The sequence below is a fragment of the Paraburkholderia sediminicola genome (assembly GCF_902859805.1).
Taxonomy (GTDB): domain Bacteria; phylum Pseudomonadota; class Gammaproteobacteria; order Burkholderiales; family Burkholderiaceae; genus Paraburkholderia; species Paraburkholderia sediminicola.
On sequence record NZ_CADIKC010000003.1, the window covers coordinates 572,511 to 598,065 of the forward strand.

Genomic DNA, 25,555 nt, shown 5'->3' on the forward strand with positions numbered 1-25,555 from the left:
CGTCACCTCAGGGTGACGGCGTTTTTCATTCTGCAGATCAAATCAGCGAATTTCGCTCATTTCATTTATCGTTCGTGCTCAGGCCTTGTCGGCCGCTCTTTTCAAAACTCATGTCGTCCACCCAGTTGCGCGTTTTTCTCCTGTTTTCCGCCGGGTACTTTGTTTCGTACGTGTTTCGCGGCGTCAATCTGGGCTTTGCGCCCTTCATCACGCACGATCTCGGCTTGTCGGCCACTGATCTCGGCTTGCTGACCAGTCTGTATTTCCTCGGTTTCGCGGGCGCGCAGATTCCGGCGGGCGTGTTGCTCGACCACTTCGGCGCGCGTCGGGTGACGGCGGTCACCCTGCTATTTGCCGCGCTGGGAATCTGGGTGTTTGGTGCCGCGCACGGCGTTGGCGTGATGATGATCGGGCGCCTGCTGATCGGCGTCGGCGTGTCCGTGTGTCTCGGCGCTGCCTTCAAAGCGTTGGCGCAGCATTTCGCGTCCGCGCGGCTGCCGCTGATGAACGGGCTGGTGATGGCGATTGGCGGCTTCGGCGGTGTGATGGTCGGGTCGCCGCTCACGTGGGTGCTGGGCTTCGCGAGTTGGCGCGCGGTCTGCGTCGGCTTGGGTCTGCTGACGGTTCTCGTGGCAGTCGCGCAATGGACCCTCGCGCCAGACGCAAAAGAAAGCCATCATCAGGCAAGTCTTGGCGCCCAGTTCAAGGGCACTTTGCACATCTTGAGGAGCGCGGCATTCTGGAAGATCGCGTCGTTTTCGGTCGTCACGCAAGGCGTGTTCTACGCGATGCAGTCGCTGTGGGTCGGCGCCTGGTTGCGCGACGTGCAGGGCTTCGAGCCGCGTGAAGCTGCCGCGCTGGTATCGATACTCGGCTTCGCGATGATGGCCGGCTGCGTGGGCTTTGGCGCGGCGGCGCGCAGCCTGGAGCGGCGCGGTATCTCCCTGTACGTGTTTTGCGGCATCGGCATGGCGCTGTTCGTTGTCACCCAACTGCTGATCATGTTCAATGCGCCGCTGCCCGCGAGCCTGCTGTGGGCCGCGTATGGGATCTTCGGCGGGACGGGGATTCTCAGCTACGCGGTGATGGCGCGGCACTTCCCGGCGCAGATGATCGGCCGGGTGAATACCACCCTGACGCTGATCATCTTTTTGCTGATTTTCGGCTTCCAGATTGGTGTTGGCGCGGTGCTGTCGCACTGGCCGGCCAGTGGCGGGCATTATCCGGCCGCCGCACATCTGACCGCCTGGGGCATTCTGATGGCGCTGCAACTGTTGAGCGCGATCTGGTACGTATTGCCCAGTCGGACAGGGCTTCAGTCGACGCACGCACACGCCGAACGGCAGGTTTAAGGCCGTTGTTGATGGTTTGCCGGGCCGGGTCATATTTACCGGCACTATCCCGATTCTGGCCCGCGCAAATTTTGTCCGACGGCTTCTGAGCCATGCGCTGCAAGGCTTCGACCCGTTTGGGAGGACGCTCCGCTACGCCGGCTCCCCATCTCGGATTTGGAGGGAAGGGTAGTTTCACGCTATAATTCCAAGGTTTGAGCTTATCAACCCGCACCCTAGCGCCTACCTCTCCCATACCGTTCATCCGCCGCGCGCTTTTGACGCCCCGCACCCAGCCGATCCGTCCACACAATGGACCCATCGCGCCCCTTGCGACGTCACCAGCAGTACGCGAGCGAGTCTGCGCGCGCATCCTTGCCGATGCGTTTCGCTGCGGCTCGCAGTCGGATAGACAGGTCGGCAACAGGGTGTTCCCCAAGGAGTCTCCCGTGTTGCCGTCATTTTCTCCCGCTTTGCTCGCACTCGCCGACGGCACGGTCTTTCGTGGTTACTCGATCGGCGCCCCCGGGCATACGATCGGCGAAGTCGTGTTCAACACCGCTATCACCGGTTATCAGGAAATCCTGACCGACCCGAGCTACGCGCGCCAGATCGTGACCCTCACGTATCCGCACATCGGTAATGTCGGCGTGAATGCCGAAGACGTCGAAGCCACGAAAGTCCATGCCGCCGGGCTGATCATCCGTGATCTGCCGGTCCTCGCGTCGAACTTCCGCATGGAGCGCACGCTCCCGCAATACCTGAAGGACGAAGGCGTGGTCGCCATCGCCGGTCTCGACACCCGTATGCTGACCCGCGTGCTGCGCGACAAGGGTGCGCAGAACGGCGCCATTCTGGCCGGTTCGGATGACGAAGCGAAGGCAATCGAACTCGCGCGTTCGTTCCCGGGCTTGTCGGGCATGGACCTCGCGAAGGTCGTGTCGACGAAGGAAAGCTACGAATGGACCCAGACCGAATGGCGTCTGGGCACCGGCTACGGCACTCAGAACGCGCCGAAGTATCGCGTGGTCGCGTTCGACTATGGCGTGAAGTACAACATTCTGCGCATGCTGGCTGAGCGCGGCTGCCACGTCACCGTGCTGCCGGCACAAGCTTCTGCTGCCGACGCGCTCGCGCTCAACCCGGACGGCGTGTTCCTGTCGAACGGCCCCGGCGATCCGGAACCGTGCGATTACGCAATCGCGGCGACCAAAGAACTGATCGACCGTGGCATCCCGACTTTCGGCATCTGCCTCGGCCACCAGATCATGGGCCTCGCGCTCGGCGCCAAGACCCTGAAGATGAAGACCGGCCACCACGGCGCGAACCATCCGGTGAAGGATCTCGAAGACGGACGTGTGGTCATTACGTCGCAGAACCACGGTTTCGCGGTCGACGCCGACACGTTGCCGGCCAATGCCAAGGTCACGCACATCTCGCTGTTCGACGGCACGCTGCAAGGCTTCGCGCTGACCGACAAGCCGGCGTTCTGCTTCCAGGGCCACCCGGAAGCGTCGCCCGGTCCGCACGACATCGCCTATCTGTTCGATCGCTTCACGGCGTTGATGGACACGAAGAAGGCCGGCAAGGCGACAGCGGCATAAGCAGCAGAGTGTGAGGCGCCCAGGCGGCGCACGGCTCGCGGCGCGAACAGCGCCTCAGCGCACAAGCGCAGCGAGCCGCACACAATAGAGCGCGCGCAACGTATCAACGCAGCGCGCCGACGGAAAGAATTCAGGAATACATTAGCGAGAGCGTTATGCCCAAGCGGACAGACATTAAAAGCATCCTCATCATCGGCGCGGGTCCGATCATCATCGGCCAGGCGTGCGAGTTCGACTACTCGGGCGCGCAGGCATGCAAGGCGCTGCGTGAGGAAGGCTACAAGGTCATTCTCGTCAACAGCAATCCGGCGACGATCATGACCGACCCGAACACGGCCGACGTGACCTACATCGAGCCGATCACGTGGGAAGTGGTGGAGCGCATCATCGCCAAGGAGCGCCCGGACGCGATCCTGCCGACGATGGGCGGCCAGACCGCGCTGAACTGCGCGCTCGATCTCCACGCGCACGGCGTGCTGGACAAGTACAAGGTCGAGCTGATCGGCGCCTCGCCGGAAGCGATCGACAAGGCGGAAGACCGTCAGAAGTTCAAAGACGCGATGACGAAGATCGGCCTCGGTTCGGCCAAGTCGGGCACCGCGCATTCGATGGAAGAAGCGCTGGCAGTGCAAGCGGACATCGCTACGCAAACGGGCAGCGGCGGTTATCCGGTCGTGATCCGTCCGTCGTTCACTTTGGGTGGTTCGGGCGGCGGTATCGCCTACAACCGCGACGAATTCGAAGAGATCTGCAAGCGCGGTCTCGACCTGTCGCCTACGCGTGAACTGCTGATCGAAGAATCGCTGCTCGGCTGGAAAGAGTACGAGATGGAAGTGGTCCGCGATAAGAAGGACAACTGCATCATCGTTTGCTCGATCGAAAACCTGGATCCGATGGGCATCCACACCGGCGACTCGATCACCGTCGCGCCGGCACAAACGCTCACGGACAAGGAATACCAGATCCTGCGTAACGCATCGCTCGCGGTGCTGCGCGAGATCGGCGTGGACACGGGCGGTTCGAACGTGCAGTTCTCGATCAATCCGAAAGACGGCCGGATGATCGTGATCGAAATGAATCCGCGTGTGTCGCGTTCGTCGGCATTGGCCTCGAAGGCGACCGGCTTCCCGATCGCGAAGGTCGCGGCGAAGCTCGCTTGCGGCTACACGCTCGACGAGTTGAAGAACGAAATCACCGGCGGCCAGACCCCGGCCTCGTTCGAACCGACTATCGACTACGTCGTCACCAAGATCCCGCGTTTCGCATTCGAGAAATTCCGCGAAGCCGATTCGCGCCTGACCACGCAGATGAAGTCGGTCGGCGAAGTGATGGCAATCGGCCGCACCTTCCAGGAGTCGTTCCAGAAGGCGCTGCGCGGCCTCGAAGTAGGCGTGGACGGTCTGGACGAAAAGACCGATAACCGCGACGAGATCATCCGCGAGATCGGCGAAGCCGGCCCGGATCGCATCTGGTACGTCGGCGACGCGTTCCGTATCGGCATGAGCGCCGAAGAGATCTTCGAAGAGACCTCGATCGACCCGTGGTTCCTCGCGCAGATCGAACAGATCATCCTGAAGGAAAAGGCACTGGCCGGCCGTACGCTGGCGAGCCTGTCGAAGGAAGAACTCAAGTATGTGAAGCAAAGCGGTTTCTCGGACCGCCGTTTGGCGAAGCTGCTCGGCGCGAAGCCGTCGGAAGTGCGTCAACGTCGTATCGAATTGAACGTGCGCCCGGTGTACAAGCGCGTCGACACGTGCGCGGCCGAGTTCGCCACGAAAACCGCCTACATGTACTCGACCTACGAGGAAGAGTGCGAAGCGAACCCCACGAACAACAAGAAGATCATGGTGCTGGGCGGCGGCCCGAACCGGATCGGCCAGGGTATCGAGTTCGACTATTGCTGCGTGCACGCTGCACTCGCCATGCGCGAAGACGGCTACGAAACGATCATGGTTAACTGCAACCCTGAAACCGTTTCGACCGATTACGACACGTCCGATCGTCTGTACTTCGAATCGCTGACGCTCGAAGACGTGCTCGAAATCGTCGACAAGGAAAAGCCGGTTGGCGTGATCGTTCAGTACGGTGGTCAAACGCCGTTGAAGCTCGCACTCGATCTCGAAGCGAACGGTGTGCCGATCGTCGGCACGTCACCCGACATGATTGACGCCGCGGAAGACCGCGAGCGTTTCCAGAAGCTGCTGCAGGACCTCGGTCTGCGTCAGCCGCCGAACCGCACCGCGCGTGCTGAAGACGAAGCGCTCAAGCTCGCTGAAGAAATCGGCTATCCGCTGGTGGTGCGTCCGTCGTACGTGCTGGGTGGCCGCGCGATGGAAATCGTCCACGAGCCGCGTGACCTCGAGCGCTACATGCGCGAGGCCGTGAAGGTGTCGAACGATTCGCCGGTGTTGCTCGACCGCTTCCTGAACGACGCGATCGAATGCGACGTGGATTGCATCTCGGATGGCGAAGCCGTGTTTATCGGCGGCGTGATGGAGCACATCGAACAGGCGGGCGTTCACTCGGGCGACTCGGCTTGCTCGCTGCCGCCGTACTCGCTGTCGAAGGAAACGATTGCCGAGCTGAAGCGCCAGACCGGCGCAATGGCGAAGGCGCTGAACGTGATCGGCCTGATGAACGTGCAGTTCGCGATCCAGCAGGTGCCGCAGGCAGACGGTTCGAAAGAGGACGTGATCTACGTGCTCGAAGTGAACCCGCGTGCCTCGCGTACCGTGCCGTATGTCTCGAAGGCAACCAGCCTGCCGCTCGCCAAGATCGCGGCGCGCGCGATGGTCGGCCAGACGCTCGCGCAACAGGGCGTGACGAAGGAAATCGATCCGCCGTACTTCAGCGTGAAAGAAGCTGTGTTCCCGTTCGTCAAGTTCCCGGCAGTCGACCCGGTGCTCGGACCGGAAATGCGCTCCACCGGTGAAGTGATGGGCGTCGGTCAGACGTTCGGCGAAGCGTTGTTCAAGTCGCAACTCGCGGCGGGTTCGCGTCTGCCGGAGTCGGGCACGGTGCTCCTGACCGTGATGGACGCCGACAAGCCGAAGGCCGTCGAAGTCGCGCGCATGCTGCACGAACTCGGCTACCCGATCGTTGCAACCAAGGGCACGGCAGCCGCGATCGAAGCGGCCGGTGTGCCGGTCAAGGTCGTCAACAAGGTGAAGGACGGCCGTCCACACATCGTCGACATGATCAAGAACGGCGAAATCGCGCTGGTCTTCACGACCGTCGACGAAACCCGTGCTGCGATCGCCGACTCGCGCTCGATCCGCATGAGCGCACAGGCGAACAAGGTCACGTACTACACGACGATGTCCGGCGCACGGGCCGCAGTTGAAGGTTTGCGCTATTTGAAGGACCTGGAAGTCTATGATTTACAAGGTCTTCACGCTCGCCTAAACTAAGGCTTCGAATACCTGTCCAAGATGTAAGTGCCGCGGTTAAGCGGCGTTCCGCAGGTGCTGGGTCCCGGGCTTTGTCCGGCGCTCTGGCCCCCGCGGAATGCACTTAACCGCGGTGATTTTTTTTACGGCTGTTTTTTGCATAGAGTTGTTTATGAGCACTGTTCCATTGACTAAGCGCGGCGCGGAAATGTTGCGCGATGAATTGCAGCGCCTGAAATCGGTTGAGCGTCCCTCGGTGATCAATTCGATCGCGGAAGCGCGTGCCCAGGGCGATCTGTCGGAAAACGCGGAATACGACGCGGCGAAAGAAAAGCAGGGCTTCATCGAAGGCCGTATTGCCGAAATCGAATCTAAGCTGGCCGGCGCGCAGGTGATCGACCCGGCGGCGGTGGAAGCGGACGGTCGCGTAGTGTTCGGTGCAACACTTGAACTCGAAGACCTCGATTCGGGTGCGAAGGTGAAATACCAGATCGTCGGCGACGATGAAGCGGACATCGACCACGGTCTGATCTCGATCAGCTCGCCGATCGCGCGCGCATTGATCGGCAAGTCGGAAGGCGACGTTGCTTCGGTGCAGGCGCCGGGCGGCGTACGCGAGTACGAAATCATCGCGGTTAGCTACGTTTGAAGGCGGCCCCGGTGTCCTTGATGCCGCATCGACTGTTCCGTCTGCTGACGGTGGTGTGGGTCGGTAGTCTGCTGACTATCGGCTATGCCGTCGCGCCGGTGTTGTTCACGTCGCTCGATCGCATGACGGCGGGCGCCGTGGCGGCGCAACTGTTTCGTATCGAGGGCGTGCTGGGTGCGGTGTGCGGTATTTTGCTGCTAGGTCTCGCGAACGTACTGGTGCGACGGGGCGGTGACGCTTATCGCCGTTTGCGCTGGTTGATCGTCGGCATGCTGGTGTGCGTGCTGGTGGGTTATTTTGCGTTGCAGCCGTTCATGAATGCAATGCGCATTGCCGCGCTGGAAGCGGGCAGTGATGTCGGGCATTCGGCTTATGCAACACGCTTTGGCATCCTGCACGGCGTATCGAGTCTGTTTTACCTGATCGAGAGCCTGCTGGGTGTGGCGCTGGTGTGGAAGCTGCCGGCAAGCGTCGGTATCGTGAGCGCGGAGCAGGGTGCTCGCAGCGCTGCGGGGAAAGTAACCAGTTGAGTGGTATGGTTCTACCTTGCTTGAGCGGATTTGCCCGCGGCGTTACCGAGATGGGCATCAAATAGACACCACCCAGGCCGCCTGAGCAGTTCACCCCAAGGTGCGGACACCGCCCGCACCCTCATCATTCGCTTACTTCGACGACTGATGCGCGCGCTTTGCGCTGGTCTGGCGCTTCTTGGCGCGCTTGATATTGCCGCCTTGCGTGACGCGTTCATTGCCGCGCACCACGACCGCTTTTGCCTTCGGCTTGCGCATCGGGATTTCGCTGGGCTTTACCACGGTGACTACGCGCGGTGCGCGGCCTTTACCCGGTTTGGCTTCGACAGCCGCTTCGCGGGCGCTCGGCAGGGCGCCGCGCTTGGCCTTGACAGCCGGTTGTGCAGCGGCTTCCGGCTTCCAGATCACCAGCAGCTTGCCGATGTGCTGGATCGGCGCGGCGTTCAACGTGTCGCAGATCTGTTCGTAGATGGCGATACGTTCTTCGCGTTCGTCGCCGAACACGCGGATCTTGATCAGTTGATGCGCGCCAAGGTGGACCTTGATTTCCGACAGCACAGCGTCGGTCAAGCCTTCGGCGCCGACGAGCACGACCGGTTTGAGCGCATGTGCCTGGGAGCGCAACTCGGCGCGTTGGTCGGAAGAGACTTTAAGGGCTGGCATGGAAAGTGGGAGACTCGACTAAAATGGCGGCACCTGCATTTCCGAGAGATTCGGCCAATAGCGCAGGGCGGCGCGTCAGAACAACAGAATCGCGGATGACTGCCAGTTTTGGCGGTGGCCGCGCGAATTAACCGCGTATTATCCCCTAAAGCGCCACATTTCGCAGCAAGAGTTCACCTTTAATGGCAAAAAACAAGTTCAACACGGCGTGGTTGCATGATCACATCAACGACCCGTACGTCAAAATGGCGCAGCGGGAGGGCTATCGCGCCCGCGCAGCCTACAAGCTGAAGGAAATCGACGAGCAGGACAAGCTGATCCGGCCAGGCCAGGTGATCGTTGACCTCGGCTCGGTGCCGGGCAGCTGGAGCCAGTACGCCCGCAACAAGCTCGCCAAGGGCTCGCAGCGCGACGCGGAGCGCGAGGGCGGCATCGACGGCACGATCATCGCGCTGGATATGCTGCCGATGGAACCGATCGCCGACGTCCATTTCATTCAGGGCGACTTCCGCGAAGACTCGGTTCTCGAGCAACTCGAAGAATTAGTCGGAGAACGTCAGGTTGATCTTGTAATTTCGGATATGGCGCCCAACCTGTCGGGAGTGGCGGTGGCGGATGCCGCGCGAATCGAGCATTTGTGCGATATCGCGATGGAATTTTCGCAAAACCACCTGAAGCCGGATGGCGCCCTTTTAGTCAAATGTTTTCATGGCAGCGGTTATAGCCAGATTGTCGAAAAGTTCAAGCGCCAGTTCAAGGTGGTGGCGGCCCGCAAGCCGAAAGCCTCGCGGGACAAATCGTCAGAAACGTTTATTTTGGGTAAGCATCTGAAGCGCCCCGCGTAGGTGCGCTACAGGAAGGTTCCGCATCGGCCGATAAGGTGCCAGCAGCACCGGAAATTGGCGCTGAAATGGCCCGCTGCGCTATTTGTGTGGTAGCGAAACCTTATGGCAGGGGTCTGCGGACTGGATTAGAATGCTTTCGTGGTGCCGCAAGGCAAATGTAGGCGCCCGTCTAAGTGAAGGAGTGGTGCTTTGAACAACAATATGTTTTCGAAAGCAGCAGTGTGGTTAGTTATCGCACTGGTGCTGTTTACGGTGTTCAAGCAGTTCGACAAGCCCCGTGTCCAGGAAGGCGTTTCCTATTCGCAGTTCATGGACGACGCGAAGAACGGCAAAGTCAAGAACGTCATTGTCCAGGGGCGGAACCTCACGGTCACTCCAGCAGACGGCCAGAAGTACCAGATCGTGTCGCCCGGCGACATCTGGATGGTCGGCGATCTGATGAAGTATGGCGTTCAGGTGAGCGGCAAGGCTGATGACGAACCGAATGCGCTGGTATCCGCGCTGTACTACCTCGGACCAACGATCCTGATCATCGGCTTCTGGTTCTACATGATGCGACAGATGCAGGGGGGCGGGAAAGGCGGTGCGTTCTCGTTCGGTAAATCCCGTGCACGTCTGATCGACGAAAACAACAACGCAATCAATTTCACCGACGTCGCCGGTTGCGACGAAGCCAAGGAAGAAGTTTCCGAACTGGTCGACTTCCTGCGCGATCCGCAGAAATTCCAGAAGCTGGGCGGACGCATTCCGCGCGGCGTGTTGCTGGTCGGCCCGCCGGGAACCGGTAAGACGCTGCTGGCACGCGCTATCGCCGGTGAGGCAAAGGTGCCGTTCTTCAGCATCTCGGGTTCGGACTTCGTGGAAATGTTTGTGGGTGTCGGTGCGGCTCGTGTGCGCGACATGTTCGAGCAGGCCAAGAAGCACGCACCGTGTATCGTGTTCATCGACGAAATCGACGCGGTCGGCCGTCATCGCGGCGCCGGCATGGGCGGCGGTAACGACGAACGCGAACAGACCTTGAACCAGATGCTGGTCGAGATGGACGGTTTCGAAGCGAATTCGGGCGTGATCGTGATCGCTGCAACGAACCGTTCGGACGTGCTGGACAAGGCGCTGCTGCGTCCGGGCCGTTTCGACCGTCAGGTGTACGTCGGTCTGCCGGACATCCGTGGTCGCGAGCACATCATGAAGGTTCACCTGCGCAAGGTGCCGATTTCGAACGACGTCGACGCAGCGGTGATCGCACGCGGCACGCCGGGCTTCTCGGGCGCCGATCTGGCGAACCTGGTCAACGAAGCAGCATTGTTCGCGGCTCGCCGCGGCAAGCGCATCGTCGAGATGAACGACTTCGAAGACGCGAAAGACAAGATCTTCATGGGTCCGGAGCGCAAGTCGGCCGTGATTCGCGAAGAATCGAAGCGTGCTACGGCGTATCACGAGTCGGGTCACGCAGTCATCGCCAAGCTGTTGCCGAAGGCCGATCCGGTGCACAAGGTCACGATCATTCCGCGCGGCCGTGCGCTGGGCGTCACGTGGCAGTTGCCTGAGCATGACAACGAAACGTATTCGAAAGACTACCTGCTGGACCGCCTCGCGATCCTGTTCGGTGGCCGTGTCGCGGAAGAGCTGTTCCTGAACCTGATCAGCACCGGCGCATCGGACGACTTCAACAAGGCAACGGCTACGGCCCGCGCCATGGTGGCTCGCTTCGGTATGACGGACGCACTCGGACCGATGGTCTACGTCGACGACGAAAACGACGCAACGCCGTTTGGCCGTGGCTTCACGCGCACCATTTCGGAAGCGACGCAACAGAAGGTCGACGCGGAAATCCGCCGCGTGCTCGACGAGCAGTACAACCTCGCCAAGCGCCTGCTGGACGAGAACCGCGACAAGGTCGAAGCGATGACCGCCGCACTGATGGAGTGGGAAACGATCGACGCTGATCAGATCAACGACATCATGGCAGGCCGTCCGCCGCGTTCGCCGAAGAGCTCGCCGCCGTCGGCAAGCGACGCCTCGTCGGGCGGCAGCCCGGGCACCGAGGTCAAGCCGGGCAGCGCGACCGCGCCGGCCTGATCGGCGACCAGTAGAAAGTGCGGGCCGGTGTGATTCACACCGGCCCGTTTTGCATTTATTCGTTTTACGTGATTGACCGCTACGTGTCGAAAGTCGAATTCCCTTCTCTTCCCATCCCCGAACCGCTGCAATGCGGCCGCTTCAAGCTGACCTTTGAACGCCCGTTGGTCATGGGCATCCTGAACGTTACGCCCGATTCGTTTTCCGATGGCGGTCAGTACGCGATGCGCGGCGATGCGCTGCGCCAGGCCGAGCGCATGCTGCTCGACGGCGCGGACATCATCGACATCGGCGGCGAGTCGACCCGCCCGGGTGCGCCGCCCGTGCCGCTCGACGAAGAGCTGGAACGGGTGATCCCGCTGGTCGAACTACTGCGCGGCGCGAATGTGCCGCTGTCGGTCGATACGTACAAGCCGGAAGTGATGCGTCACGCACTGACCGCGGGCGCCGACCTGATCAACGATATCTGGGGCTTCCGGATGCCCGGCGCGGTCGACGCCGTTCGCGACAGCGAATGCGGTCTGTGCGTGATGCATATGCTCGGCGAGCCGCAGACCATGCAGCTCGGTGAGCCTGCCTATGACGACGTGGTGAGCGAAGTTCGGCAGTTTCTCGAAGAACGGGTGGCAACCCTGAAGCAGGCGGGCATCGCTCGTGCTCGCATCAGCGTGGACCCGGGCTTTGGTTTCGGCAAGGCGGTGGTCGAACACAATTACGCGCTGCTCGCGCACCTGCCGGACACGGCGCCGCGCGCCGAGTCGCCGTACCCCATTCTCGCCGGCATGTCGCGCAAGTCGATGGTCGGCGCGGTTGTCGGACGACCCGCGCCGGAGCGCGTCGCGGGCAGCATCGCCGCCGCGGTGTGTGCCGCCGGGCGCGGTGCGGCAATTCTGCGCGTGCACGACGTCGCGCAAACAGTGGATGCATTGAAAGTATGGGCGGCCATGCGCGACGCGGCGAATCACAGCCGCGCGCACGGCTGAACCCACAAGCCAAGGAGGAACATAAAACATGGCACGTCGTTATTTCGGAACGGACGGGATTCGGGGCAAGGTCGGCGAAGGTCCGATTACGCCGGAGTTTGTATTGCGGCTCGGCTACGCGGCCGGCAAGGTGCTGGCCGGCGCGGACCGCTGGGCGAGAACGGGCGCACGGCCCACGGTGCTGATTGGCAAAGACACCCGGGTGTCGGGCTATATGCTCGAAGCCGCGCTCGAAGCGGGCTTTTCCGCGGCGGGCGTCGACGTCATGCTGGCCGGGCCGATGCCGACCCCGGGCATCGCCTATCTGACGCGCGCACTGCGGCTCGCCGCGGGCGTCGTGATCAGCGCGTCGCACAATCCGTACTACGACAACGGCATCAAATTCTTCTCCGCCGACGGCAACAAGCTGCCCGACGAAGTGGAATTGCAGATCGAAGAACAACTCGATCTGCCGCTCGCGTGCGCGGCGTCCGAGCAACTCGGCAAGGCGCGGCGCCTCGACGACGCAGCCGGCCGCTACATCGAGTTCTGCAAGAGCACGTTCCCGGCAGCGTTCGACTTGCGCGGCCTGAAACTGGTGGTCGACTGCGCACACGGTGCCGCGTACGACGTCGCACCGCACGTGTTCCACGAGCTCGGCGCCGATGTGATCCCGATCGGCGTCGCGCCGAACGGTTTCAACATCAACGATGGCGTCGGCGCGACCGCACCGGACGCGCTGGTGCGCGCGGTGCGCGCGAACCACGCTGACCTCGGCATCGCGCTCGACGGCGACGCCGACCGGCTGCAGGTCGTGGACGCGGCTGGCCGCCTGTATAACGGCGACGAACTGCTATACGTGCTGGTCAAGGACCGGATGGCGACCGACGGCAAAGTGGAAGGCGCGGTCGGCACCTTGATGACCAATATGGCGGTCGAAGTCGCGCTGCAGGAAGCCGGTGTGAAGTTCGTCCGTGCGGCAGTGGGCGACCGCTACGTGCTCGAACAGTTGCGTGAGCACGGCTGGCAGCTGGGCGCAGAAGGCTCCGGCCATATTCTCTCCCTCGACCGCCATTCGACCGGCGACGGCATTGTGTCAGCCCTGCTGGTGCTGGCCGCGATGAAGCGCAGCGACAAAACGCTCGCCGAGCTGCTTCACGGCGTGACGCTGTTTCCGCAGAAGCTGATCAACGTACGGATGCAGCCCGGCGCGGACTGGAAGGGCAGCGACGCGATCCGCCGAGCCATCAGCACGGCCGAAGAAGCGCTGAACGGCCGTGGCCGCGTACTGATTCGGGCCTCGGGCACCGAGCCCGTTCTGCGCGTGATGGTCGAGGCCGAAAAAGTCGACGACGCCATTCGCCATTCCGAAGCAATCGCTAACGCGGTCAAGCTGGCCACCGCCTGAACCGCGCCTGACCTACGGCGGCGAGGGACGACCATGAGCGTGTCCTCGCCGCCGCACCCCTCTGATGTACGCCTTGGCGATGTCCACTCAGGCACACGCAAACGTTCGCGTCCCATTTTTTTCGTCTAATCTGTAAAACGACGCCCACAACGCCGCCAAAGCGGCGATTTGTTCGCGCGTGCGCCTTTCACCTTAGTAATCTCACTGTCACATCTGTTTCACGGTTAGTCACGTTACTGTCATAAAGAGACCCTAAGCTTCGCGGTGTTCGTGTTATTCGCTCACACCGCTCACACCCTTGGAGGTCTCATGAAATTGATGCAAACCGTGTTCGCTGGCGTCGCTGGCGCGCTTTTCGCGATCGCAGCGCAAGCCGCAGACATCACCGGCGCGGGCAGCACCTTCGCAGCACCGATCTACACGAAGTGGGCCGATGCCTACCAGAAGTCGGGCGGCGGCAAGGTCAACTATCAAGGTATCGGTTCGTCGGGTGGCGTGAAGCAGATCGTCGCGAAGACTGTTGACTTCGCTGGTTCGGACGCTCCGCTGAAGGACGAAGACCTCGCGAAGGAAGGCCTGTTCCAGTTCCCGACGGTTGTCGGCGGCGTGGTGCCGGTTGTCAATGTGCCGGGCGTGACGCCGGGTGAACTGACGCTGTCGGGCGAAGTGCTCGGCGACATCTATCTGGGCAAGATCAAGAAGTGGAATGATCCGGCGATCGTTGCACTGAACCCGAAGGCTAAGCTGCCGGATACCGACATCGCCGTGGTTCGCCGCGCCGACGGTTCGGGCACCAGCTTCATCTGGACGAACTACCTGTCGAAGGTCAACGCTGACTGGAAGTCGAAGGTTGGTGAAGGTTCGACGGTCAACTGGCCGACGGGTACGGGCGGCAAGGGCAACGACGGCGTCGCAGCTTTCGTGCAACGTCTGCCGGGCGCAATCGGCTACGTTGAATGGGCGTACGCGAAGCAGAACAAGATGACGTATGTCGGCCTGAAGAATTCGTCGGGTACGGTGGTCGAGCCGAAGACGGAAACGTTCAAGGCAGCGGCAGCGGGCGCAGACTGGTCGAAGTCGTTCTACCAGATCCTGACGAACGAGCCGGGCAAGAACGCATGGCCGATCGTCGGCGCAACGTTCGTGCTGCTGCACACGGCGCAGGACAAGCCGGCGCAAGGCACCGAAACGCTGAAGTTCTTCGATTGGGCGTTCAAGAATGGCTCGCAAGCTGCGAACGATCTGGACTACATCTCGCTGCCGGATTCGGTTGTGTCGGAAATCCGCACGCAGTGGAAGTCGAAGGTGAAGGACGCTGCGGGCAAGCCGATCGCTGACTAAGCGACGCAGCACGCAGTAGGCATCCAGCAATACATTGGCCGTCCTCATTCGAGGACGGCCAATGGCGTTACCCCGGCATTAGCCAGAATTGTCCGCCGCACGACAAGTGTCGTACGGCAACTGGAAACAGGTCCATCAGGCTCTCATGTCCGATATCCAATTAGCGCCTGGCGCGGCGAGATCGACACCGCCCGGCAGCACGTCGCAGCAGAAAGCGCCCAGCCGCGCCGGCGACGTTATCTTCGGCGGCCTTGCCCGTCTCTCCGCCATCGTTACCTTGTTGCTGCTCGGCGGCATCATCGTTTCACTGATCGTCGCTTCCCTGCCGTCGATCAAGCAGTTCGGCTTCGCATTTCTATGGACCGCCGACTGGGATCCACCAAGCAAGCAATTCGGCGCATTGGTGCCTATTTACGGCACGATCGCGACCTCGCTCATTGCACTCATCATCGCGGTGCCCGTCAGCTTCGGCATCGCACTTTTCCTGACCGAACTCGCGCCCGCGTGGCTGCGCCGTCCGCTTGGCGTCGCGATCGAACTGCTTGCCGCGATTCCGTCGATCGTCTACGGCATGTGGGGTCTGCTGGTGTTCGCGCCGATCTTCGCGACGTGGTTCGAAAAGCCGCTCGGCACGCTGCTCAGCGGCATTCCTATCGTCGGCGCGTTGTTTAAGGGCGCACCGATCGGCATCGGCATCCTGTGCGCCGGGGTCATCCTTGCCATCATGATCATTCCGTACATCGCTTCGGTGATGCGTGACGTGTTCGAAGTCACGCCGGTCCTGCTGAAAGAATCGGCGTACGGTATCGGCTGCACGACGTGGGAAGTCATGTGGAAGATCGTGCTGCCCTTCACCAAGAACGGCGTGATCGGCGGCGTGATGCTCGGCCTTGGCCGTGCGCTCGGCGAGACGATGGCGGTGACCTTCGTGATCGGCAACACCAATCTGCTCGATAACGTCTCGCTGTTTTCGCCGGGCAACAGTATTACCTCGGCGCTCGCCAACGAATTCGCGGAAGCGGATCCGGGCCTGCATACGTCCGCGCTGATGGAACTCGGATTGATCCTCTTTGTGATTACTTTCATCGTGCTGGCGATTTCGAAGATCATGCTGCTTCGCCTCGAAAAAGGGGAGGGCGCAAGATGAGCCAGCCCACCTTGAATATGCCGGGTTCGCACGACGAAGCCGCGCTTGAAGCGATGCGGGTGCGTCTGCAAGGCCGCCGCCGCGCGAAGAACGCGGTTGCGCTGACCATGTCGCTCGCGGCCATGGCGTTCGGCCTTGTGTGGCTGGTGTGGATTCTCTATACGACACTGCGCCTTGGCATCGGCGGCCTGTCGGTCGAATTGTTCACGCAATCCACGCCGCCGCCGAACACCGATGGCGGTGGTCTCGCCAATGCGATCGTCGGCAGCTTGATGCTGGTTGCGCTCGCAACGTTCGTCGGCACGCCGATCGGCATTCTGGCGGGCGTCTATCTCGCCGAGTACGGTCAGAAGGGCTGGCTTGCGAGTGTCACGCGTTTCATCAACGACATTCTGTTGTCGGCGCCGTCGATCGTCGTCGGTCTGTTCGTCTACGCGCTCGTCGTAGCGAAGATGGGCCACTTCAGCGGTTGGGCCGGTGTATTCGCGCTCGCGCTGCTGCAGATTCCGATCGTGATCCGCACCACCGAAAACATGCTGAAGCTGGTGCCGAATGCGCTGCGTGAAGCCGCTTTCGCACTCGGTACGCCGAAGTGGAAGATGGTCATGTCGATCACGCTGAAGGCGTCGGTTGCCGGTATCGTCACCGGCGTGCTGCTCGGCGTCGCGCGTATTGCCGGCGAAACGGCGCCGCTGCTCTTCACCGCGTTGTCGAACCAGTTTTTCTCGTGGAACATGGACCAGCCGGTTGCGAACCTGCCGGTCACGATCTACAAGTTCGCGATGAGCCCGTTTGCGCAGTGGCAATCGCTCGCATGGGCCGGCGTCTTCCTGATCACGCTCGCGGTGCTGGGATTGAACATCCTCGCGCGCACGATCTTTTCGAATAAGTAAGGGCGGAGTGTAATCCGATGAATATGGCAGAAACTCAACTCAATCCGGGCGCGCGTCCGACAGCGCCCGCCGGTTTCGATCCCGCCCAAAGCGGCCAGGCGCAAGCCTCTTCGCGTCCGAAGATCGAAATCAACGACCTGAACTTCTTCTACGGCAAGTATCACGCGCTGAAGAACATCAATCTGCGGATCCCCGAAGGCAAGGTCACCGCCTTCATCGGCCCGTCGGGTTGCGGCAAGTCGACCCTGCTGCGCACGCTCAACAAGATGTACGCGCTCTATCCGGAGCAACGCGCCGAAGGCGAGATCCTGATGGACGGCGAAAACCTGCTGACCTCCAAGCGCGATATTTCGCTGCTGCGCGCGCGGATCGGCATGGTGTTCCAGAAGCCGACGCCGTTTCCGATGTCGATCTACGACAACATCGCGTTCGGCGTGAAGATGTTCGAAACGCTGCCGCGCTCGGAAATGGACGACCGCGTGGAATGGGCGCTGACCAAGGCCGCGCTGTGGAACGAAGTCAAGGATAAACTGGGCCAGAGCGGCTACGGTTTGTCCGGCGGGCAGCAACAGCGTCTGTGTATCGCGCGCGGTATCGCGATCCGTCCTGAAGTGCTGCTGCTCGACGAGCCGTGTTCCGCGCTCGACCCGATTTCCACGGGCCGCATCGAAGAACTGATCGCCGAATTGAAGAGCGATTACACGGTTGTAATCGTGACGCACAACATGCAACAGGCCGCACGCTGTTCGGACTACACTGCCTACATGTACCTCGGTGAACTGATCGAATTCGGCGACACCGAAAAGATCTTCATCAAGCCGGTCCGCAAGGAAACCGAGGACTACATCACTGGCCGCTTCGGCTAAGCCGCCGCGCAAAACAACGGAGTACGACATGTCCGATAAACATCTGTCCAGCCAGTTCGACGCCGACCTGAACCTCGTTTCTTCGAAGGTGCTCGAAATGGGCGGCCTGGTCGAGTCGCAGATCGTCAACGCGATGATCGCGCTCAACAACTTCGACCTCGATGTGTGCGAGCAGGTGATCGCCGCTGAAGACCGTCTGAACACGATGGAAGTCGAGATCGACGAAGAGTGCAGCAACATCATCGCGCGCCGTCAACCGGCCGCGCGCGACTTGCGCCTCCTGATCGCGATTTCGAAGACCATCACGAATCTCGAGCGCGCCGGCGACGAAGCCGAGAAAATCGCCAAGCGCACCAAGCGTCTGATGGAAGACGGCGCTTCGCGCAGCATCAATATCGCCGAGATCAAATTGTCGGGCGAGATGGCAGTGTCGATCCTGCGCCGCGCGCTGGACGCGTTTGCGCGTCTGGACACGGTCGCCGCCGCGCAGATCATGCGTGACGACAAGGCGATCGACGAAGAATTCCGCGCTTTCGTTCGCAAGCTGATTTCGTACATGACTGAAGATCCGCGTTCGATTTCGGTGGGCCTCGATTTTCTGTTCATCGCCAAGGCGATCGAGCGGATCGGCGACCACGCGAAGAACATCGCTGAATTCATCATCTACATCGTCAAGGGTACCGACGTGCGGCACAAGTCGCGCGACGCGCTCGAACGCGAAGCGCTCAGTTAATCAGTTATAAGGATCAGAGGTGCCGATGCCCAGCAGCATTCTCGTCATTGAAGATGAGCCCGCCATTTCCGAACTGATTTCGGTGAATCTTCAACACGCCGGACACTGCCCGATTCGCGCGTACAACGCGGAGCAGGCGCAGAACCTGATCAGCGACGTACTGCCCGACCTCGTGCTGCTCGACTGGATGTTGCCGGGCAAGTCGGGCATCGCGTTCGCGCGCGATCTGCGCAACAACGAGCGCACCAAGCACATTCCGATCATCATGCTGACCGCACGTGGCGATGAGCAGGACAAGGTGCTCGGCCTCGAAATCGGCGCCGACGACTACGTCACCAAACCGTTTTCGCCGAAAGAACTGATGGCGCGTATCAAGGCGGTGTTGCGCCGCCGCGCGCCGCAGTTGACCGAAGACCTGGTCGCGATCAACGGTCTAAAGCTCGACCCGGCAACGCACCGCGTCGCCGCGCACGCTGAAGGCAGTGAGATCAAGCTCGATCTCGGCCCGACCGAATTCCGCCTGCTGCACTTCTTCATGACGCACCCGGAGCGCGTGCACAGCCGCACGCAGCTGCTCGATCAGGTGTGGGGCGATCACGTGTTCGTCGAAGAGCGCACGGTGGACGTGCATATCAAGCGTCTGCGCGCGGCACTGAAGCCGGCCGGGTGCGATGCTATGATTGAGACGGTACGCGGCAGCGGCTACCGGCTCGCGAAGAGCGCCTGAGCCTGACTTAGCGGTAGCACTTTTCTCTTCGATCGCTAGAACATGAACATCATCTGGGCGCGCTCCATCGTGTCGGTCGTGCTGCTGGCTGTTCTGTGCGTGGCGGTCGGCGCGCTCCTGAACGTCAAGGCAGGGCTGGTCCTCGCGATCGTCATGCTGCTCGCGCAGAGCCTCTTTAGCACCTTCCACAAGCAGCGTTTGTGGCGTCTGCTCGACGCGCCGGTCTATGGCGAAGTGCCGAGCGCCCCCGGCATCTGGGGCGAAATCTACTACCGTCTGCATAAGCTTGCGAAACGCTGGCATGCGCAGGTGCGTCAGGTCGAGCAGCAGCATTCGCGTTTCATCCAGGCGATCCAGGCCTCACCGAACGGCGTGGCGATGCTCGACGATCACGATCAGATCGAGTGGTGCAACGCGATCTCCGAACTTCATTTCGGGCTCGATGCGAAACGCGATCTGCGTCAGCACATCACGCATCTGGTGCGTCAGCCCGATTTCGTGCGCTATCTGAATTCGCAACGCTACGAGCAGATGCTGATCATGCGCGGCATGGGCGAGAAGCGCCAGAACGTGCTGTCGGTGCAGGTGTTTCCGTACGGTGAGAATCGCAAGCTGGTGCTGTCGCAGGACATCACCGAGCTGGAGCGTACCGACGCGATGCGGCGCGACTTCGTCGCTAACGTGTCGCATGAATTGAAGACGCCCTTGACCGTGTTGTCGGGTTTTCTCGAGACGATGCGAGAGCTGCCGCTAAGCGAAGGCGAACGTGCGCGCTACCTCGAACTGATGGAGCAGCAGGCTTCGCGCATGCGCCATATCGTCAACGATCTGCTGGTGCTCGCGAAGCTCGAGGGCGACAACAAACCGCCGAGCGATCAGATGATCGATATGCGTGCGGTGCTGCGGCATTTGAAGGACGACGCGGAAAACCTGTCGAGCGACCATCACAAGATCGCGTTCGACGCCGACGAAGGGCTTACGGTCACCGGCGTCGAGACGGAAATTCTCAGTGCGCTGGGCAACCTTGTGACCAATGCGATCCGCTATACGCCGGACGGCGGTGCGATCAAGGTGAGTTGGCAGGCCAGCAGCGGCTGTGCGGTTTTTTCGGTCACGGATAGCGGCTTAGGGATTCCAGCGGCGGACATTCCACGTCTGACCGAGCGTTTCTATCGCGTCGACCGCAGCCGCTCGCGCGATACAGGTGGGACAGGTCTCGGTCTCGCCATCGTCAAGCATGTGCTGCAACGGCACGATGCGCAGCTCGACGTGAAGAGTGAAGAGGGACGTGGCAGCACGTTCACCGTACGCTTCCCGGTGTATCGCACGGCGCGTCGGCAACCGGCGCCGGCATGAGAACGCCGGCCTGAAAAAAAAGCCCGCCTGGAACAATCCAAGGCGGGCTTTTTTTATGCGCAGCGCCGCTTGCTTCAGCGGCGCGCGAACACGATCAGGACATCACAAACTCACGAACAGAATTTCCCCAGCAAGCTCATCTGCGCATTGCGCGAGGATTTGCCCGGCCGGCGGCGGCGATAGTGACCGTCGCTTTGCATCAGCCACGCGGACTGGTTGTCGCCGAGAAACGCCGACAGACCTTCGGCAATCACACGCCGCTTCAGACGACGGTTGTTGACCGGAAACGCCACTTCGACACGCCGGAAGAAATTGCGGTCCATCCAGTCGGCGCTCGACAGATACACCTGCTCCTTGCCGCCGTCGTAGAAGTAGAAGATGCGGTGATGCTCGAGAAAGCGCCCGACGATCGAACGCACCGTGATGTTCTCCGACAAACCCGGCACCCCCGGCTGCAACGAACACACGCCACGCACGATCAGATCGATCTTCACACCGGCCTGTGACGCTTCATACAGCTCGGCAATCACGGTCGGTTCGAGCAGCGCGTTCATCTTCGCGACGATGCGCGCCTTCTTGCCGGCGCGCGCATGCTCGGCTTCCGCACGAATCGCTTCGACCAGTTTCGGATGCAGCGTGAACGGCGACTGCCACAACTCGTGCAGCGACAGTTCACCACCGATGCCCGTTAGTTGCTGGAAGACGTGATGCACGTCTTCGCAGATCTTCTGATCCGCGGTCATCAGGGCGAAGTCGGTATAAAGGCGCGCGGTGCGCGGGTGATAGTTGCCGGTGCCCAGGTGCACGTAACGCTTGAGCGTGGTCTTGCCGCCCGACGACACGCGCCGCACGATCAGCATCATCTTCGCGTGGCACTTGTGGCCCACCACGCCGTACACGACGTGCGCGCCCACCGCTTCAAGCTGCGATGCCCAGTTGATGTTGGTTTCTTCGTCGAAGCGCGCGAGCAGTTCGACCACTACCGTCACTTCCTTGCCGTTGCGCGCCGCTTGCATCAACGCGTCCATCAGCGGCGAGTCGGTGCCGGTGCGATAGATGGTCTGCTTGATGGCCATCACGTTCGGGTCTTTCGCTGCCTGCAGCAGCAACTCGAGCACCGGTTGGAAGCTCTCATAAGGGTGATGCAGCAGCACGTCGCCCTGATCGATCACGTCGAACATGCTGGCGCTGTTGGTGATCTGCGGCGGGATCGCCGGAATATGCGGCACGAATTTCAGATCGGGCCGGTCGACCATCTCCGGCAATTGCATCAGCCGCACCAGATTGACGGGGCCGTCGGCGAAATAGCAATCCTTGGTGGTGAGGCCGCTTTCGTCGAGCAGGCGCCGCACGACATGCGAGGGCGTCTCCGCCGACACTTCGAGGCGCACCGCATTGCCGAGATGCCGTGCCGGCAGTTCGCCCTGCAGCGCGACACGCAGGTTCGTGATTTCGTCTTCGTCGACGAACAGTTCGCTATTGCGTGTGATGCGAAACTGGTTGCAGGTACGCACCACCAGATTCGGGAACAGCTCGCCGACAAAGCGCTGCAGCAACGAGCTCAGCAGCACGAAACCATGCGGATAGCCCGACAGTTCCTGCGGCATGCGCACGAGCCGGGGCAAGGCGCGCGGCGCCTGCACGATGCCCATCATCGCCTGGCGGCCGAACGCATCCTTGCCCTCGAGTTCGACGACGAAGTTCAGGCTCTTGTTGAGCACGCGCGGAAACGGGTGAGCCGGATCGAGACCGATCGGCGTGAGCACCGGCAGCAGTTCGTCGAAGAAATAATTGCGCGCCCATTCGGTCTGCGCTTCGTTCCACGCTTCAGTGCCGTGAAAATAGATGCCTTCTGCTTCGAGCGCGGTGAGCACCGTGTCGTGCAGCATGGTGTACTGGCGATGCACGAGCCTCTGCGCGCGCTCGACCACGAGGTCGTACACGTGCTGCAGCGACATGCCGTCAGGCGACAGCGCGCCCGGATTGTCGCGCATCTGTTCCTGCAGTCCGGCCATGCGGACTTCGAAGAATTCGTCGAGGTTGCTACTGGTGATGCAGATGAAACGCAGGCGTTCGAGCAAAGGGACGGCAGGGTCGGCAGCTTGTGCCAACACACGCTCGTTGAAACCCAGAATGCCCAGCTCGCGATTCAATAAGGGGTAGCGGATGGACATCGGCAGCGAGAATGGAATGTCAGGAGGGGAGACGAAAAGACGCTCGGAAATTCTCACAGTATGATGACGTTGTTATGACATTCTTGAAGTTATAAATTCTACGCCGTATTCGTTGCGTGTCGTAATTATGACGCAGTGCATGTGGGACCATAGGGCACCCCCATTACTGCGAGGCGACATCGTGAGGTCCGGTACGCTTAGAATGGCGTCTTTGAACAGCGCGGCCGGCCACAAGGCGCCCAAGGCATCCGGTGGACATCCGGCACCTTTCGCATCCACCGCCGCCGCGCTCGCGCGCATGGAGTCCGCTTACTCGATGGTCACAACTCCACAACTTCTCGCTGCCGTCGATCTCGGCTCGAACAGCTTCCGGCTGATCGTGGGCCGGGTCGAGGAAACCGACGCAGGCAGCCAGATCTATCAGGTCGACGCCTTGCGCGAGCCGGTGCGCCTTGCGGCCGGCCTGTCACGCGACAAGATGCTCGACCGCGCCTCGCAAGTGCGCGGCTGGGACGCGCTCAAGCGCTTCGGCGAGCGCTTGCGCGACTTTCATCCCGATCATGTTCGCGCCGTCGCTACGAATACGCTGCGCATCGCCAAGAACGCGGGCGAGTTTCTCGGCGAGGCGCAAGCCGCGCTGGGTTTTCCGATCGAAGTGATTGCCGGGCGTGAAGAAGCGCGCCTGATTTATGCAGGGGCTGCACACTCCGTGCCCGCGAGCGCGGGCAAGCGTCTCGTGGTGGATATCGGCGGAGGCTCGACGGAATTCATCATCGGGTCGCACTACACGCCGATCAAGATGGAGAGCCTGTATATCGGCTGTGTGAGCCACAGCCGTGCATTCTTTCCGGCGGGCAATGTCGACGAATACACGATGCGCCAGGCCGAACTTGCCGCGAGCCGTGAAATTCAGATCATCTCCGCCGAATACAAGAAAACCGGCTGGGAGCAGGCGATTGGATCGTCCGGCACCGCGCGGGCGCTCGCTGAACTGGTCGAGGCCAATGGCTTCAACGACCCGGGCGTCACGCACGGCATCTCGCGCGGTGGGCTGGAGCGCCTCAAGCGTGCGCTGATCAAGGCGGAAAACGTCAATCGTCTGAAGTTGGTCGCGTTGAAGGGCGATCGCATTCCGGTGCTGGCCGGCGGCCTGTCGATCATGATCGCGGTGTTCGACGAACTCGGCGTCGATTACGTCGATACGACAGACGGCGCACTGCGCCTCGGCGTGCTGTACGACTTGCTGGGCCGTTCGCAGCACGAGGACATGCGCACGGTGACGGTGGAAGGCTTCATGCGCCGTTACGGTGTGGACCGCGCGCAGGCCGGGCGTATCGGTGAGCTCGCGGTGCGCTTTTACGATCAGTTTGCCGAACCGGACGAAGAGCGCCGCGCCGAGAACCGCATGTTCCTCGGCTGGGCAGCAGCCTTGCACGAAATCGGCCTGTCGATTTCGCACAGCGCCTATCACAAGCATTCCGCCTATATCGCCAGCAACGCCGACATGCCGGGTTTTTCGCGCACCGATCAGGCGCGGCTCGCTGCGCTCGTGCTTGGCCACGCGGGGAAACTTGGCAAGCTGTCGCAAACGCGCGAAGTGGAATGGCCGCTGCTGTTCTGCCTGCGGCTCGCGGCGCTGCTGTGCCGCCGGCGTGCAGATGTCGGCTTGCCGGGTATCGCGGTCGCGCAGGTCAATGGCGGTTACGAAGTGCGTTTGCCGAACGAGTGGGTGGCTAACAATCCGCTGACGGATTACAGCCTGATCCAGGAAGCCGCGGAGTGGGAGAAGGTTGGCATTCCCTATCGCGTGGTTTACACGGACGATTGAGAATCATGCGCGGCAAATGAAAAAGCCCGGCGGATTAGCCGGGCTTTTTTTATGCGCGTCAGTTTTCAGTCGCTCAGCCGCCGGCTGAATCTGCCGGGCGGCTCGCGTGTGCTGCTCAGTTCGATTCAGCGCGGCGTTGCGTCGCCGAGGAAGTGCCGCGCATAACGCGCGTTGATATCCGTCAGACGCAACAGCGTCAGAAAGTCGGCCGTGTTGAAGTCAGGATCCCAGGCCGGTGCGCCGCAAATTTTCGCGCCAAGGCGCAGATAGCCCTTCACCAGCGGCGGCGGCGCGACGTCGGCGCCGGTTTGCAATTCTTCCACAGGCAGCGGCGTGTGCGGGAACGCGCGATATTCCGGCGCCGTCATTGCGTTGTCGCGCATCGAGCAGTAAAGATTCGCTGCGTAGTGGCCACCGTCGACCATCGCGACGCTCGCGCAGCCGAGCATCGTCTCGTAGCCGTTGTGCTTCATGTATGCGGCGAGGCCTGCCCACAACGACATGATCACCGAGCCGCTGCGATAGTCGGGGTGCACGCATGAGCGGCCCACTTCGACCATCTTCGCGCGCAGGTGCGTAAGACGTGACACGTCGAATTCGCTTTCGGCATACAGGCGGCCGATGCGGGCGGCCTGGTGCGGCGGCAGCGCGCGATAGGTGCCGACCACCTTCAGCGTGTCGAGATCGCGCACCAGCAGGTGATCGCAGTATGAGTCGAACACATCGACGTCGAGGCCGGCCGGACCCGTCAGACGGGCGCCCATTTCATCGGCGAATACACGGTAGCGCAGACGCTGGGCCTCGCGCAGTTGCTCGTCGGTGCGTGCCCACGTCACTTGCAGGCGATGCTGGGCGGTGACTGTCTCTTCGGCGCGCGGCAGGCGGCGCGTTTCGAAGATCGAAGCCAGGGGCAGGGTGGGCGTCGGCAGTTCTCGCATGTGGCGTCCTGGTCGAAAAAAGGGAGATTTCTTTTTTCGCCAATGTAGTAACGCCTGGTGACGCTCGCATGGCAAAGCCGTGACGATTGGAT

At 61.5% G+C, this 25,555-nt stretch carries 20 protein-coding genes; 17 read left to right on the forward strand and 3 right to left on the reverse strand.

From position 1 onward, the window contains the following. Positions 1 to 110: 110 nt before the first annotated feature. From R8871_RS15055 to R8871_RS15075, 5 genes are all read left to right on the forward strand, one after another. On the forward strand, positions 111 to 1,352 hold the full coding sequence (locus R8871_RS15055) for an MFS transporter (RefSeq protein ID WP_175051158.1): 1,242 nt from the start codon (positions 111 to 113) through the stop codon (positions 1,350 to 1,352). Positions 1,353 to 1,780: 428 nt separating this feature from the next. Next, positions 1,781 to 2,935, forward strand: coding sequence for a glutamine-hydrolyzing carbamoyl-phosphate synthase small subunit (gene carA / locus R8871_RS15060; protein ID WP_175051159.1), 1,155 nt, complete (start codon positions 1,781 to 1,783; stop codon positions 2,933 to 2,935). Between the two features lie 155 nt (positions 2,936 to 3,090). After that, positions 3,091 to 6,345, forward strand: coding sequence for a carbamoyl-phosphate synthase large subunit (gene carB, locus R8871_RS15065; RefSeq protein ID WP_175051160.1), 3,255 nt, complete (start codon positions 3,091 to 3,093; stop codon positions 6,343 to 6,345). 151 nt (positions 6,346 to 6,496) lie between these two features. Then, a complete protein-coding gene (gene greA, locus R8871_RS15070) occupies positions 6,497 to 6,973 on the forward strand; it encodes a transcription elongation factor GreA (protein ID WP_054036257.1) in 477 nt (158 codons plus the stop codon). Between the two features lie 20 nt (positions 6,974 to 6,993). Then, on the forward strand, positions 6,994 to 7,503 hold the full coding sequence (locus tag R8871_RS15075; RefSeq protein ID WP_175051161.1) for a DUF4149 domain-containing protein: 510 nt from the start codon (positions 6,994 to 6,996) through the stop codon (positions 7,501 to 7,503). A 132-nt stretch (positions 7,504 to 7,635) separates the two neighbouring features. On the opposite strand, the gene R8871_RS15080 is transcribed toward R8871_RS15075, so the two are convergent. After that, a complete protein-coding gene (locus R8871_RS15080; protein WP_063496816.1) occupies positions 7,636 to 8,166 on the reverse strand; it encodes a YhbY family RNA-binding protein in 531 nt (176 codons plus the stop codon). Positions 8,167 to 8,348: 182 nt separating this feature from the next. Here R8871_RS15080 and R8871_RS15085 point away from each other — a divergent pair, with 182 nt between their 5' ends. The 11 genes from R8871_RS15085 to phoR all read left to right on the forward strand — a co-directional run bounded on the left by R8871_RS15085 (position 8,349) and on the right by phoR (position 20,523). After that, positions 8,349 to 9,011 (forward strand): RlmE family RNA methyltransferase, encoded by a 663-nt coding sequence (locus R8871_RS15085; protein WP_054036258.1) that lies wholly within the window; start codon positions 8,349 to 8,351, stop codon positions 9,009 to 9,011. A 189-nt stretch (positions 9,012 to 9,200) separates the two neighbouring features. Next, positions 9,201 to 11,090, forward strand: coding sequence for an ATP-dependent zinc metalloprotease FtsH (gene ftsH / locus R8871_RS15090; protein WP_054036261.1), 1,890 nt, complete (start codon positions 9,201 to 9,203; stop codon positions 11,088 to 11,090). Between the two features lie 83 nt (positions 11,091 to 11,173). Further along, complete coding sequence (gene folP / locus R8871_RS15095; protein ID WP_175051162.1) at positions 11,174 to 12,073, forward strand: dihydropteroate synthase; 900 nt, start codon at positions 11,174 to 11,176, stop codon at positions 12,071 to 12,073. A 28-nt stretch (positions 12,074 to 12,101) separates the two neighbouring features. Further along, a complete protein-coding gene (glmM, locus tag R8871_RS15100; RefSeq protein WP_097389980.1) occupies positions 12,102 to 13,460 on the forward strand; it encodes a phosphoglucosamine mutase in 1,359 nt (452 codons plus the stop codon). 309 nt (positions 13,461 to 13,769) lie between these two features. After that, on the forward strand, positions 13,770 to 14,801 hold the full coding sequence (gene pstS / locus R8871_RS15105) for a phosphate ABC transporter substrate-binding protein PstS (protein WP_097389979.1): 1,032 nt from the start codon (positions 13,770 to 13,772) through the stop codon (positions 14,799 to 14,801). Positions 14,802 to 14,946: 145 nt separating this feature from the next. Further along, complete coding sequence (gene pstC, locus R8871_RS15110; protein WP_175051163.1) at positions 14,947 to 15,948, forward strand: phosphate ABC transporter permease PstC; 1,002 nt, start codon at positions 14,947 to 14,949, stop codon at positions 15,946 to 15,948. Next, complete coding sequence (gene pstA, locus R8871_RS15115; RefSeq protein ID WP_175051164.1) at positions 15,945 to 16,841, forward strand: phosphate ABC transporter permease PstA; 897 nt, start codon at positions 15,945 to 15,947, stop codon at positions 16,839 to 16,841. The genes pstC and pstA overlap by 4 nt, the downstream gene beginning before the upstream one ends. Before the next feature lie 17 nt (positions 16,842 to 16,858). Beyond that, entirely contained in the window at positions 16,859 to 17,707 is an 849-nt protein-coding gene (gene pstB, locus R8871_RS15120; RefSeq protein ID WP_175051165.1) for a phosphate ABC transporter ATP-binding protein PstB, read from the forward strand. Between the two features lie 28 nt (positions 17,708 to 17,735). Continuing rightward, a complete protein-coding gene (gene phoU, locus R8871_RS15125) occupies positions 17,736 to 18,440 on the forward strand; it encodes a phosphate signaling complex protein PhoU (RefSeq protein ID WP_054036271.1) in 705 nt (234 codons plus the stop codon). 25 nt (positions 18,441 to 18,465) lie between these two features. Then, a complete protein-coding gene (phoB, locus tag R8871_RS15130; RefSeq protein WP_028199153.1) occupies positions 18,466 to 19,167 on the forward strand; it encodes a phosphate regulon transcriptional regulator PhoB in 702 nt (233 codons plus the stop codon). Positions 19,168 to 19,209: 42 nt separating this feature from the next. Next, positions 19,210 to 20,523, forward strand: a complete 1,314-nt coding sequence (gene phoR, locus R8871_RS15135; RefSeq protein WP_175051166.1) for a phosphate regulon sensor histidine kinase PhoR — start codon at positions 19,210 to 19,212, stop codon at positions 20,521 to 20,523. A gap of 110 nt (positions 20,524 to 20,633) precedes the next feature. On the opposite strand, the gene ppk1 is transcribed toward phoR, so the two are convergent. Continuing rightward, positions 20,634 to 22,697: a polyphosphate kinase 1 gene (gene ppk1, locus R8871_RS15140; protein ID WP_175051167.1), complete on the reverse strand. Its 2,064-nt coding sequence runs from the start codon at positions 22,695 to 22,697 to the stop codon at positions 20,634 to 20,636. Between the two features lie 202 nt (positions 22,698 to 22,899). Here ppk1 and ppx point away from each other — a divergent pair, with 202 nt between their 5' ends. Beyond that, positions 22,900 to 24,525 carry an exopolyphosphatase gene (ppx, locus tag R8871_RS15145; RefSeq protein WP_093640350.1) on the forward strand — a complete coding sequence of 542 codons (1,626 nt, stop codon included), beginning with the start codon at positions 22,900 to 22,902 and terminating at the stop codon, positions 24,523 to 24,525. A 125-nt stretch (positions 24,526 to 24,650) separates the two neighbouring features. Here ppx and R8871_RS15150 read toward each other — a convergent pair whose 3' ends face one another. Next, entirely contained in the window at positions 24,651 to 25,463 is an 813-nt protein-coding gene (locus tag R8871_RS15150) for a GNAT family N-acetyltransferase (RefSeq protein WP_175051168.1), read from the reverse strand. Positions 25,464 to 25,555: the final 92 nt, after the last annotated feature.